Annotated in this window: 9 protein-coding genes; 8 read left to right on the top strand and 1 reads right to left on the bottom strand. The window is 35.0% G+C overall.

The genetic code is table 11. From position 1 onward, the window contains the following. Positions 1-139: 139 nt before the first annotated feature. From FGF67_RS14060 to FGF67_RS14025, 8 genes are all read left to right on the top strand, one after another. The gene (locus FGF67_RS14060) at positions 140-1795 is read left to right on the top strand and encodes a sulfatase (protein ID WP_139698402.1); all 1656 of its coding nucleotides are present in this window, start codon (positions 140-142) and stop codon (positions 1793-1795) included. A 520-nt stretch (positions 1796-2315) separates the two neighbouring features. Then, positions 2316-5336, top strand: coding sequence for a SusC/RagA family TonB-linked outer membrane protein (locus tag FGF67_RS14055; RefSeq protein ID WP_233244091.1), 3021 nt, complete (start codon positions 2316-2318; stop codon positions 5334-5336). Positions 5337-5357: 21 nt separating this feature from the next. Beyond that, complete coding sequence (locus tag FGF67_RS14050; protein ID WP_158293223.1) at positions 5358-7130, top strand: RagB/SusD family nutrient uptake outer membrane protein; 1773 nt, start codon at positions 5358-5360, stop codon at positions 7128-7130. Between the two features lie 12 nt (positions 7131-7142). Beyond that, positions 7143-8879: a hypothetical protein gene (locus tag FGF67_RS14045; protein WP_139698399.1), complete on the top strand. Its 1737-nt coding sequence runs from the start codon at positions 7143-7145 to the stop codon at positions 8877-8879. A 21-nt stretch (positions 8880-8900) separates the two neighbouring features. After that, positions 8901-9386 (top strand): hypothetical protein, encoded by a 486-nt coding sequence (locus tag FGF67_RS14040; protein ID WP_139698398.1) that lies wholly within the window; start codon positions 8901-8903, stop codon positions 9384-9386. A gap of 435 nt (positions 9387-9821) precedes the next feature. Beyond that, positions 9822-10982, top strand: a complete 1161-nt coding sequence (locus FGF67_RS14035) for a mandelate racemase/muconate lactonizing enzyme family protein (RefSeq protein ID WP_139698397.1) — start codon at positions 9822-9824, stop codon at positions 10980-10982. A gap of 50 nt (positions 10983-11032) precedes the next feature. Next, positions 11033-12487: an NAD-dependent succinate-semialdehyde dehydrogenase gene (locus tag FGF67_RS14030; RefSeq protein WP_139698396.1), complete on the top strand. Its 1455-nt coding sequence runs from the start codon at positions 11033-11035 to the stop codon at positions 12485-12487. A gap of 3 nt (positions 12488-12490) precedes the next feature. After that, positions 12491-13255 (top strand): HpcH/HpaI aldolase family protein, encoded by a 765-nt coding sequence (locus tag FGF67_RS14025; RefSeq protein WP_139698395.1) that lies wholly within the window; start codon positions 12491-12493, stop codon positions 13253-13255. Positions 13256-13460: 205 nt separating this feature from the next. Here the strand turns inward: FGF67_RS14025 and FGF67_RS14020 are convergent. Continuing rightward, positions 13461-13760, bottom strand: a 300-nt coding sequence (locus FGF67_RS14020; RefSeq protein ID WP_139698394.1) for an integrase core domain-containing protein, incomplete at its 5' end; no start/stop codon positions are given.

Below are 13760 nucleotides of genomic sequence, written 5' to 3'. Positions count from 1 at the left end.
TTTTAAGGTTTACTTACAAGGTTAGTAAAACAAGGTAAATTAGTGGAGGTTTAAGGTATAATAAAGTAATTTGTATTGTCCTTATTTTTATAATTTGCGGTAAGGTTATTATAGAATAAAATTAGAAAACACATATTTTATGAAATTTTTTAAAATCATAGTAGTATTACTCATTGTTTTGAGCGGTTGTAAATCAAAACAAGAGCAAACAGAGGTAGTTTCCAAAAAACCAAACATATTATTTATAGCCATTGATGATTTACGTCCAGAAATTGGTGCTTATGGTTCCGAAATTGCCATAACGCCCAACCTAGATGCTTTGGCAAGTGATGGCCTAAAGTTTAATAGAGCCTATTGTCAAGAAGCCATTTGCAGTCCGTCAAGAGCTAGTTTAATGACAGGAGCAAGACCAGAAACCATAAATGTCATTGAAAACTTTACTTATTTTAGAGAAGCTAACCCAGATATAGTAACCTTGTCTCAACATTTTATCCAAAATGGATATGAAGCCGTGCATACAGGTAAAATTTTCCATAAACCTGCTTTTGCAGATTTAGATGTTTCTTGGAGTAGAACACCAGCAGAGGATAAAATGACTGTAGAGATGTCTAAAACACCAGGTGGTTTTGCTTTAAAGGAAAATCAAGAGATGTTTAGAAAAAATCAGGCTGATATGATTGCTAAATATGGGCCGAATGCGCCACGTAATGGTTTAGGAAAGGGACCTGCTTATGAAAAGGCAGATGTTCCAGATACGTTTTATGAAGATGGGTACAATGCTGCGTTGGCTATTGCGACACTTAAGGATATGCTAGAGAAAAATCCTGATAAGCCTTTCTTTTTAGGAATGGGAATGAAAAAGCCACATTTAGATTGGTTAGCGCCTAAAAAATATTGGGATTTGTATAATCCAGAAAACATCACGTTGGCAGATCAAACGTCTGGACCAGAGAATGGAGCTGCTATGGGCTTGCATCCATCCTTTGAATTACGTGCCAGATACGGAATTCCGAAAAAAGGACCTATTGATGATGACATGGCTAGAACTCTAAAACATGCTTATTTAGCTTGTGTGTCTTATGTAGATGCTCAAATAGGTAAAATGATTAATGCGCTTGACGAAGCTGGAGTGAGAGATAATACTATTATTATGGTTTGGAGTGATCATGGTTGGCATCTTGGTGATATGGGTATTTGGGGAAAAGCTACAAATTATGAAATAGCTACACGCGTTCCCTTAATGATTTGGACACCCGATATGCCAAAAGGAAGTCGAGGAAAAACCTCAGAAGCCTTAGTTGAATTGGTAGATATGTACCCAACCCTTTGTGAGCTTGCAGGTCTTGAGCTGCCATCACATTTAGAAGGACAAAGTTTTATGCCCTTACTTGATAACCCTGAAAAAAAATGGAAAAAAGCGGTGTTTAGTCAGTTTCCAAACCCAGCTTTAAGAGAATGGGCAGCAAATCCGCTATCTCAAGGAATGCGAGAAACCTATTTTGGCCCACTTATTGAAGAAGTTGAGGCTAAAATTAAAAAACAACAAGGTGATAAATGGAATAGAGATTTGTTTGAAAAGAGATTAATGGGATATGGTATGAGAACAGACAAGTACAGAGCCGTTATTTGGAAAGATTATATAAACCCTGAAAAAGAACCTGTGTTTGTTGAGCTTTTTGACCATGAAAATGATCCAAAAGAAACAAAAAATATTGCTGAAGATTATCCAGATGTAGTTAAAGAGTTAATTAACCAGTTTAATAAAGGCTGGAAAGGAAACTTGGCAGAGATATAGTTTATATTCATAATTATTTAGTTTAAAGTTGTAAGGTGTCTTAATTGGTTAAGGCGCCTTGTTTGTTTTAAACCCAACACTAAATAGTCTACTTTTTTTTGAAAAAAATAAGTAGACAAATAATCTTTTGTGTCATAATTCTATCCATAAAATTTTAATGTTACTGCTCTATTTTGCCATGCCATATTTATGTCAAACCACAAAATTTAACATTTGGTTAAGATATAGGATAAAATAGGGTAAGAACAGGATAAATGCCATAAAAAGAAATCTTCTGTTTTGTTGTCTCTTTGTATAGTCATGTCATAAGATATGATAAAATTAACTACAACAATATAAAATGAAAACTAAGCTTAACTACGTTAAAGCCAATTTTTTGAATACAAGCTAGAAGCTTTTTCTAATTCTTGATATTCAATGTAAAAGGAAGAACTAAATAGTTTAAGTAAAACAAATTAACTAAATGAAAATTAATCAAACATTATTTAAAAAAAGCATAGTTAAAAGCGGGCTTACTTTGATGCTAGCATTACTATGTAACCTAAATGTATTTGCGCAGTCGGTCACTGTTAGTGGTACCGTTACTGGAGCAACTGATGGCATGCCAATTCCTGGTGTTACGGTTTTGGTAGAAGGAACTAGCACTGGAGCGGTTACTGACTTTGATGGTAATTACTCTATTAGTACGAGCATAGGAAACACATTGGTGTTCAGCTATGTTGGTATGCAGTCGCAATCTATAAAGATTACAGGAAATACTGTAAATGTTGTTCTTGATGAAGATATAGATGAACTTGATGAAGTAGTAGTTATTGGGTATGGATCGGTAAAGAAACAGGAAGTTACTGGTGCGGTTACTCAAGTAAAGGCAGAAGATATTACTTCGGTAGTAACGGCCGATTTGGCTTCAGCTCTTCAAGGGCAAGCTTCAGGGGTTAACGTTGTAGCATCTTCAGAACCTGGTGGTGAAGCTCAGATATTAATTAGGGGAATTACATCACTTTCAGGAGATAATACACCGTTATATGTAGTTGACGGTGTGGTTCAAAATGGAGATCCGCAAATTCCACCAACAGAAATTGAAACTATTAATATTTTAAAAGATGCTGCTTCTACTGCTGTTTATGGGGTTAGAGGCGCTACAGGGGTTATATTAATTACCACCAAACAAGGTAAACCAGGATCGCTACAGGTAAGATTGAACGCAAGTTATGCCATTCAGCACAGAAATGCAGCTGTTCCTTTAATGAACTCTTTAGAACAAACGTATGCTGATATTGTTCAAAACAGAAATGTAAATAACGGGTTTGATGATCAAGCAAGTTTGCAAATAAAACAACAGCCACTTCAATTTCAAAATGAAACTAATATAAATGACCTGATTTTCAATCAGAATGTCCCTGTTCAAAACTATGATCTAAATGTTTCTGGAGGAACAGAAGATATTACCTATAGTGTTAATTTAGGTTATTTCAATCAAGAAGGTTTGCAAATTAATTCTGGATATAAACGTTTCAATACAAGAGCAAATACCGTTTATCATAAAAACAAGTTAAGAATTCAGGCGAGTGTTGGTTTAAATACAGATAAAAGAGATATTCCTCAAGGCTTTCTCTTGTCTCAATCCATCGTATATCGTCCGACTCAAAATGGTATAAATATTGATAATTTTGATGATTTAAATCAAGGAGGTGATGATGTTAACCGTTTAGGTTGGGTTATTGAGAGCCTACGTACCACAAATGTACTTAAAACAACCAGAGCAAATGCTACCTTGAATTTGAACTATGAGATTATTGATGGATTGAGCCTTTCAGGAAACTTTGGTTTAACTTCGGTTAATAATATTGGGAAGATTGTTAGACCTTATCAAGAAATATATAATAATCAAAACCCACCACGTTTACAAAGTCAGCCAGAAGATAGTTATGTGGATATGCGAACCAGATTCACTACTAATGTTCTTACTGAAATTGGAGCAACTTATGAGAAGGAGATAAATGATGATCACAAATTCACGTTTACTGTTTTTGGAACTGCTGAGAGTAATACGAGTGAGGCTTTTTCGGCAAGAAGAAATGGAGCCACTAATCCAAATATAGAAGTGCTTAATGGAGCAACAGGAACGCAAAGTGTTAGTTCAGGTTTTGACTATACAGACACGCGCATAGGGATTCTTGGAAGAGTGCAATACGGTTACAAGGGACGCTATTTATTGAGTTCAAGTGTGCGTCGTGATGGATCCTCAAAATTCCCAAGCTTTAATCATTGGGGAACCTTCCCATCAGTGGCATTGGCATGGAATATCTCAGAAGAAGAGTGGTGGAATAAGAAAACCGTGAATAATTTTAGATTAAGGTTAAGTCAAGGTACTGTAGGGGTTGATAGATTTCAGTCATATGCCTTTCAAGCAGGGATTACTCAAGATTTAAATTACCATACTTCTGGTGGTGGACTGAGTTTAGGAGCGGCTCAAACAAACTATGTGAATAGTGTAGTAAGTTGGGAATCAACCACTCAAAGTAATATAGGTATTGATTTAGGGTTCTTAAAGAATAAAATAACGTTCTCAGCAGAATATTACCATGCCGATAAAGAAGACATGCTTTTTCCTGTGTTTATTCCACCATCAACTGGAGGCGGAAATAATGCGCAAGTTGTTTTAAATGTTGGTAATATGACTAATAGTGGTCTTGAACTAACCGCTGGCTACAGAGGTAAAATAGGTAAGGTCAATTTTAGAATGAATGGTACATTTTCTACCAATGAAAATAAAATCACAAAAATAAATAACAATACAGAATTTTTGTTAACTAATGATTTTGGTTTGGTAGGTAGAGCACCACAACAATCTAGAGTTACAGCCTTAGCCGTTGGTCATGAGGCTGCTTCATTTTTCTTATGGAGAACGGATGGTATAATTGATACTGAGGAAAAATTAGCAGAGTATCAACAAATTGTAGGAAGTGCTAAAATGGGTGATACACGATTCATTGATCAAAATGGCGATGGCTCTTTAGATATTGAAGATAGAGTTTACAGTGGAAGTGGTTTACCAGACTATGAAATAGGTTATACTTTTAATGCTAACTGGAAAAGTTTTGATTTTTCAATGAACTGGTATGCTTCAATAGGTGCTGAAATTATGAATGGTTTTAACGCTTGGGCCTACGGGTTTGGAAGGCATAAAGATTTACTGTATCAATGGCAGAAAACGAATCCCACCTCTACAATACCATCTTATCAAAATGATGTAAGAAGACATGATAACTACTTGGGATATAGTGATTTGTGGTTGGAAGATGGGTCGTACTTAAGATTAAGACAGGTTTCTTTAGGGTACAGTATTCCTAAAAAGACCGTAGAAAGATGGGGATTCAACAGGTTACGTTTTTATGTAAGAGCACAGAACCCATTAACTTTTACCAAGTATTCCGGATATAATCCAGAAGTAGGTGGGGGTATTGCTGCAAGAGGGCTTGATAAAAATACAGGTCCGATTTCCTCTCAATGGATGTTAGGATTAAACTTTGATTTTTAATTAAAAATGATGTATTGTGTTATGAAACAATTAATTTTAAAATATACGGTTCTTGCAATTGTGCTTAGTTTTATGGCCGCTTGTCAAGACAATGATTTTTTGTCGGAAGATAATCCTAACTTGATATCAACTGGGATTTATTGGACAAATTTGGCTGAAACGGGAGGAACACTAAATACGGTGTATCAAGTATTACATAAAAATAGTTTACTTAATAAATTTGAAGAAATGTTGAGGTCTGATATGGGATATCCAGGATATGGACGCCCGTTTCCTCAAAATACCGAAGAGGCCTATTTACACTTATATACGGGTAGTTCAGACCAGGTGTTGAATAAATGGCAAACCTGTTATTTAGGTGTTTTTAGAGCGAATCAAGTTATTGAAGCTTTAAATAATTTACAGGTGTCAGAGGATCTACAACCTGAATGGATTTCTCAAATGGCACAAGCTCGTTTCTTTAGAGGACTTTTTCATTACTATGTTTATACCTCCTATAATAACGGAGAGATTATTATTAGAGACAAAAACCCAGTTAAAAATGAGGATTTTGCAAAAGCAGTATCTCCAAAGGAAGAAGTTTTGGCCTTCATAAGAAAAGATTTGGAATATGCGTATGGTAACTTATATATGAAAGGAGCATATCCTGATGGAGATGAAAGTAGGGTAACCTCTGGTGCCGCCGCTACTATTTTGGGAACAACCTATTTAAATGAGTTAGATTATAATAAGGCTATGGTGTATTTTGATGACGTTATCAATAACCATGGATATGAATTAGAGAAAGATTTAACTAAGATGTTTACTACTGCTGGGGAGTTTAACAGCGAGTCTATCTTTGAAATCAATTTTGCACCTGAACAAGCGCGTTTAGATTTACAACCATGGGATGGAGATTCAGGAACCAACTGGGTTAATGTAAGAACAGCGCAAACAAGATCTGCCGTGGGGCCGGCTTGGGCTGTACATGCTTATAAAACAGAGCCTATGGATCCGCTAGACCCTAGAAATTATTATATAGATGAAAACGGTGATTTGTCACTTCGTGCGGTACCTTTGAGATGTTCGGCGATGATAGCTGTGGTTGATGATAATCAAACTACTTATTACCTAGAAGGGACCACAAGTCAATACAATCGTTTTGGTGGAGAGAATTGGGGGTTTGCATGGTGGAAGAAATATCAAAATCATGATATTGTTAGAAATGAAAATGAATTACCAGGTGGTCAAGCGTATTCGTCAAAAAACATTACACTTAATAGACTTTCAGAAGTATATTTAATGCAAGCCGAGTGTAAAATTAAAACGGGTGATGTTGACGGCGCTTTAGAGTTAATAAATGATATTAGAAAACGATGGGGGCTTATACTGTTAGGAACAGGATCTGAGCCAGGACGTACTTATGATGATGTAGTATACACCGCTGAATCCCTTATGGAACATTTAATGCGCGTTGAAAAACCTCTAGAACTCTCAACGGAAGGTCATAATATTAGGTTTTTAGATTTTCAAAGATGGAAAAAATCCGATAATTATAGCTTCAAAGATAGATTGGAAGAACTTGCAAATGAAGTTTATTACGGAGTTCATTTTTCCTATTACAATTGGGATACAGGGCAAACCATTAATAGAAATAACTATTCAAGTTTAATAGGAAGCGATACACCACCTTCAGAAGCCCATATTGTAGTTGATTATGAGTATGATTTGTCAAATCAGAATTATAATGAAGATAAAAATGGAACATATCCAATACCATTTGCAGAAACAACGTCCAACCCAAATATTAATTAAAAAATAAGCACAATGAAAAATATAAAATTTTTAACGCTTTTCTTTTGTCTTTTAGCTGTTTTGGGCTGTGAAGAAGAGTATGCAGAGTATAATCCACCGCAAGATAACTTTGAAGATATTTCTTGGTTGGTAGGATTGAATCCAAACGTTGGTGCAGATACTCAATTTTCCATCAACGCAGAAACTCAAATTTCATTTTTTAATCTTGCACAAGGTGCGAACAGTTCAAAATGGATTATTGAGGAAGGTAATAAATTTTTAAAGGAAGGATTTAAAACAAATGATTCATTACCATTGTTTATTGATCCTAATTTAGGAACAACATCAACCAATGGTAAGGCCTATGTGTTATTTAGAAATGCGGGAGATAACAAGGTAACGCTCATAAATACCTTTGACACCCCTGTTACCTCTAATATGAGTGATACCTATAAAGATCATGTTATTGAAAGTATTACAGAAGAAAATGGAGTGTATACCTATCAAGTAGATTTCTTATTTGATGTATATGCGCTTTTAAACCCAGCATTTTCAGTATTAAAGGATGATGTTGAGATTTTAAATGTAACAGAAGATGACATGCCAAGTTTAGAAGATGAGGCTAATTGGCCAGTTGTTGAAATAGAAGCGGCTACTTCATTGACGTTTGTTGATAATTCTGTGGTAGGACGCCCTAATGGAGGCACTTGGTTTATTCCAGATGGCGTTCCAAGCCGGGTAGGAGCTGCACAACCAGCCAATATTAATTTTTACAAATTAGGAACTTTTAATGCAGGTACATTTAGATCTTTGAGAGCGGCTCCTTTGCCTACATCAAACACTGAAAAATTGATTCCTTTAAAAGTAAAAGTAATTCAATCATCACAACCATTTCAATTTGATGGTGTTTTGAAAGAGGATGAAAATGAGATTATTTCTTTTAGAGTAAATGGTGAGGTAAATGATTTTTCGGGAGCAGAGAGCCATTTCACGGTTAATGTTCAAAATGGTGCGTTTAATCAAGATATTCCTGTAGCCTTAGCCAAAGTAAGAGAAGACAATGCTATTTTTATCGAGCTTAGCTTAGCGCAACCTATATACAATAGTGATATTATTACAGTTTCTTATGATGGTAATGGTGGATTACAATCGGCAGATAATAGAACGCTTCAGGCTTTTGGCCCTGAAAATGTTGCTATGTTCTTTGGTGGAAACGTTATTCCAGAAAAAGCACACGCCAGTTTTGAGGAGCCTAGTGGTGCGGCAAACAGAGCGTTTGCACTAAATTATTTTACTGGTAATGGTAATATTATTGATGGTCCTAATGGTCTTTATGTTTACGAACGTGTAGAAGGACCTAATGTACCAGTGTCTGATGGTAATGCGAGTATGAAATACAGTACTTTGGCTTCAAATCCTATTCCTAATGTGAACTTATGGAGTTTTGGTCTTGCAAGAATACAAGACATCCCTGCTGGTACTTATAAAATGACGTATGATATTTTTATCGAACCAGGTACAACCTTAAAAACATTCAGAACGGAGTTTAATAAGCCTGAATTTAGTAGACAAATTTGGGATATTGAAAATGTAGAAAGGGGGAAATGGGTAACAGTTGAAAATCAGGTGGTATTAAATGCAGATATTACAGCAGCTGATAATTTAAGGTTTACATTTAGACCTCATGCACTTGAAAATGTTGGTGTAACGGGGCCACAACTTTTATACATAGATAATTTGCAATTCATTGAAATAGAAGTTAGACCATAACTAAAATATTATTAAAATCTTATGAAAACTATAAATAAAATACTAGGGCTAATCCTGTTAGTGGTTGTGTCGATGTCCTGTGAGGAAGATGAAAGATTTGCAGCTTCAGATATCAAACTAAAGCCAATTTATGCCATTACTGATATTAATAAAGGTGGTCCAGAGCGCATTAATGTGTACAAGGAAAAACAATTGGTGGTAACTCATTTAAATTCGCAGAGTTTAATTGGAGAAACACCTACTGATTATACCGATACATCATCAGAAACAGATTATAACTTTGAATGGACAGTAGAAAGAGAACGACCAGTTTTTGATGAAGATGGCCAAGAAGTTGTTGATGAAAACGGTAATGTTATAATGGAAACCTATACTGTACAGTATACAGCAAACGCTTCAAAAGAAGATGGTATTGGTACCATGGAGGTCATTTCTACATATAAAGAAGATCCAGAAGAAACCGTTTTACATGATGTTACTATTAGTGAAGAGGAAGTTTACAATTAATTATTGATAAGTTGTTTTAAATGGGCTAAATTAAATTTTAGTCCTTTTTTTTGTTATATAAGTCTTGGTTAAAAACGTAGTAGAATGAATCACAAAAGTGAAAAACTAAAAATTATTGATTAGCTTTAAACTTTTCAAGGAAAGAAAAAGAACATGGAAAATTAATCTTTAAAAAAAGAGCTTTTGTTAATACATATAAATGGTGTAAAATAAAATTTTATTTAACTAATGATTTTTTTTAAACCTATAAACAGTTTACAACAAAAGAGTTAATTAGTGTTTTAGCAAAAAACAACCTGAGTTTTAAAGGTAATTTTTGATTTGTTTGAGATAAAAATGGAGTTTCATTAAAGGCACATTATAGCTAATTTTATTCCTTGAAAGTTAACCTGTGGTTAGATTGTTAATTAATACCAACTATTAATAAATATACTTATGAAAATAGAAAAAATAGAGACCTTCATATTAAAAGATAAGTTGTCTAAAAGTTTCTTCTTTTCACAATGGGAATACTCAGAGCGATGCATCTGTGTGGTTAAGGTAACGGCATCAAATGGCGAATATGGATGGGGAGAAGGTTATGGTCCGGCAACAGTGCTTGAGGCAGGTATTAAGTTGTTAGAGCCTTTTGTTGTTGGAGAAAACCCTTTAGAAAATGAGGTGATTTGGAATAAAATGTACCGCAAAACACTCGATTTTGCGAGAAGAGGTATCCTTGTAGCCTCCATGAGTGCTATTGATATTGCTGTTTGGGATTTGAAAGGAAAAATTTTAGGACTTCCTATTTCAACACTTTTAGGAGGTGCCCATAGAGATAAGATAAAACCGTATGCTACTGGGTTATATTTTACAGATTATAATAACCCTTCAAAAGATTTTGAAAAGGAAGCAAAATTATACATATCACAAGGCTTTAAGGCTATGAAAATGAAGGTAGGATTGGGTATTAAAGAAGATGTTGAAAACGTAAGAAAAATGCGTGAAATTATTGGGCCAGATATTCAATTGATGGTAGATTCTAATCATGCATATACATTGCGAGAAGCTGTTGAATTGTCCAGAAAAATTGAAAAGTATGACATTGGTTGGTTTGAAGAGCCTTTATCTCCAGAATTTTATGACCAATACAGAGAATTGAGACAAAAAACGACCATTCCAATCTCAGGAGGTGAATGTGAGTATTTAAGGTTTGGTTTTAAACAGTTAATTGAAAACAAATCGGTAGACATTATTCAACCCGATATTTGTGCCAGTGGAGGGCTTACAGAAGCAAAGCGCATCGCAACATTGGCAAGTACTCATGGAATCGATTTAATTCCACATACTTGGGGTACCGCCATAGGGTTACATGTGGCACTTCACTTTATATCAAACATAGAGTCTGTTCCAGGTAGAATGTATCAACCTGATTTCTTTATGGAATATGATCAAACAGAAAATGGTTTACGAGACAAATTATCATTCCCATCCATTAAAATGGAAGATGGTATGATTGCCGTACCTGATCGTCCTGGACTTGGAATTGATATAGACCAAGACGTGTTAGAAAAGTATGCCTTTTGCGACAAAACAAAACGAGAAGAAAAAATAGTTTAAGAAGTTAAAATTTATCAGTAACGCTTCTGAATTTGAAAAGTAAAATAAAAATGAAAACACAAAATTTCGGTTATAAAAAATTATACATTGATGGTGAATTAGTAGACTCTGTAAGTGGCGAAAAGGATGATGTGATTTGTCCTGCAACCGGTGAAGTCATTGCTCAGGTAGCACGTGCAGGACAAGAAGATGCCTTAAAAGCATTAGAGTCTTCTCAAAAAGGATTCAAGTATTGGTCAAAACTTTCTTTGGGAGAAAGAACCCAATGGATGTTGAAGCTTAGAGATGCCATCAAGGAGAAGGAGTATGAGTTAAGAACTGCTATGGTTCATGAAATGGGAAAAACCTATGCAGGATCAGAAGAAGATATTGACAGATTAACCGAAGCTTTAGAATGGTATCCAAGTGCCATGCAAAATTTAAGGGAAGAGATTATTCCTGATGTAGAGAATACACATACGCATAAAATGATTTCAAAACCAGCAGGTGTAGCGGTAGCATATTTAGCTTGGAATTTCCCATTGCTAAATGTAGGGTATAAAATAGGACCAGCTTTGGCTTCAGGTTGTTCTTTAATAATTAAGCCTTCAGGAATATCACCATTATCAACGTATATGGTTGGTGAAATTATGCATAGTATTAATTTCCCTGCAGGTGTTGTAAATATATTAGCAGGTCCAAGTAGCGAGGTGGCCACGCCGATGACTACTAGTAAGATTCCAGCTGTATTAACTATGATTGGTTCTACACAAACAGGTCAGCGTGTTATTGCAGATAGTACCACATCTATCAAGAAATTAGGCATGGAACTTGGCGGAAATGCACCATTTATTGTATTTGAAGATGCAGATTTAGATATTGCTTTAAATTTGGCTATTGGATTAAAGTTTGGAAATTCAGGGCAAATATGTGTAGCTGCAAATAGAATTTTTGTTCACAAAAATATTTATGACAAATTCATAACAGAGTACGTTAAAAGAGCTTCAAATATTAAAGTTGGTTTCGGAATTAAAGAGAATGAAGATGTTTTTATGGGGCCTTTGGCGTCTAGAGGAGCCAGAGATAGAATGTTTGAGTTGATAGAGGATGCTGTTGGTAAAGGTGGTAAACTAGAATATGGTGGTAAAATTCCAACAGACTTACCAGAAGGCGGTAATTGGATGGAACCAACCATTGTATCTGGGGTAACTACAGACATGAAGCTTTTTAGAGAAGAAACATTTGGTCCTGTTGCAGGTGTTATGCCTTTTGAAACTGATGATGAAGTATTAGAATTAGCAAACGACACCGAATTTGGTTTAGCATCTTACATTTTTACAAATAATCATAAGCGTATTGAGCGTTTTACAGAAGAATTAGAGTTTGGTGAAATTCAGATTAATGGTGTGAAATATTCTATTTATTTACCACACGGCGGATTTAAAAATAGTGGTATTGGGCATGACTGTTCACACTTGGCTCTTGAAGATTATTTAGTTAAAAAACGCGTGTCTACAGCATTGTAAATTATGACAAAGAATTTATTACAACAAAGTTTAAAAGAAGGAAAAACAGTATATGGTCCTTTTTGTAAAATGCAGGATCCTGCCATTGTTGAAATTGCGGCGTATAGTGGTTTTGATTTTGTAATTATTGACATGGAACATGGCCCATATAGTATTGAGTCTGTTCAAAATATGATTAGAGCAGCAGAGGCAAGAGGTATTACGCCAGTGGTTAGAGTAACTGAAAATTCTGAGACTTTAATTTTAAGAACTTTAGACATTGGTGCTAAATGTATTCAAGTTCCACAAATATGTACAAAAGCTGATGCCGACAAGTTAGTAAAATCTACCAAGTTTTATCCAAAAGGAGAAAGAGGGATGTGTCGGTATGTTAGAGCCGCTGAATATACTAATATAGGACCAGCTGATCATTTTGGAAAAGCTAATGATTCTGTAATCACTATTATTCATATAGAAGGCATGGAAGGTATTAACAACCTTGAAGAGATTGTTAAGGTTGACGGTATCGATGTGATATTTTTAGGACCATATGATTTATCACAATCTTGTGGCGTACCAGGAGAGGTTGATAACCCAAAAGTTGTTGATGCCATGAAATTGGCCGTTGAAACCGCAAAAAAATATGATAAAGCAGTAGGAACCTTCACTGAGTCTGTAGAAAAAGCTAAAATGTGGCGTGAAATAGGGGTTCAATATATTTCTTATGCGGTTGATGTTGGATTAATAATGAATACTTTTAAAAGTATAACAAAAGAGCTGCATAGTTAAAAGGGTATAGTTTTTTTGAGTTAACAAATAGTAAACCTATTAACGTGAAGTTTTAATCTTCTGTGTTAATAGGTTTTTTTAAATAATTCTACCTATATTAAACTGTAAACTATCCCATTGTAGCCTATTCCTTTTTTAGGACACCTCAAAATTTTGATCTCCTCCCAAATTAAGAACCAGTTAAAAGTAGAGGATCCGAGCTATTTTAATTCATTTCGATGTATTCATTGGGAGGGATATCTCCCAAGGAACTGTGAGGTCTAAAGTTGTTATATTCTTCTCTCCACATATCTAGTTTTTCTTGCGCATCTTCCATTGACAGAAACCAATTTACGTTTAAACATTCATCCCTAAAAGAACCATTGAAACTCTCTATAAAGGGATTATCTGTAGGTTTTCCTGGTCTTGAGAAGTCTAGTTCTATCTGGTTTTCATAGGCCCATTTATCCAAAACTTTACTAATAAATTCACTTCCATTATCTACTTTGATACGCTTTGGAAGAGT

Origin of the sequence: Allotamlana fucoidanivorans (assembly GCF_006265225.1) — a bacterium.
GTDB classification, from domain to species: Bacteria; Bacteroidota; Bacteroidia; order Flavobacteriales; family Flavobacteriaceae; genus Allotamlana; species Allotamlana fucoidanivorans.
The sequence above is the reverse complement of the archived record's forward strand: the minus strand, read 5'-3'. Positions and strand labels throughout refer to the sequence as shown.

Bases quoted from the DNA above. Each gene is read 5' to 3' on its own strand.
- FGF67_RS14060 (WP_139698402.1), top strand. From the start codon at position 140: ATGAAATTTTTTAAAATCATAGTAGTATTACTCATTGTTTTGAGCGGT.
- FGF67_RS14055 (WP_233244091.1), top strand. From the start codon at position 2,316: ATGCTAGCATTACTATGTAACCTAAATGTATTTGCGCAGTCGGTCACT.
- FGF67_RS14050 (WP_158293223.1), top strand. From the start codon at position 5,358: ATGAAACAATTAATTTTAAAATATACGGTTCTTGCAATTGTGCTTAGT.
- FGF67_RS14045 (WP_139698399.1), top strand. From the start codon at position 7,143: ATGAAAAATATAAAATTTTTAACGCTTTTCTTTTGTCTTTTAGCTGTT.
- FGF67_RS14040 (WP_139698398.1), top strand. From the start codon at position 8,901: ATGAAAACTATAAATAAAATACTAGGGCTAATCCTGTTAGTGGTTGTG.
- FGF67_RS14035 (WP_139698397.1), top strand. From the start codon at position 9,822: ATGAAAATAGAAAAAATAGAGACCTTCATATTAAAAGATAAGTTGTCT.
- FGF67_RS14030 (WP_139698396.1), top strand. From the start codon at position 11,033: ATGAAAACACAAAATTTCGGTTATAAAAAATTATACATTGATGGTGAA.
- FGF67_RS14025 (WP_139698395.1), top strand. From the start codon at position 12,491: ATGACAAAGAATTTATTACAACAAAGTTTAAAAGAAGGAAAAACAGTA.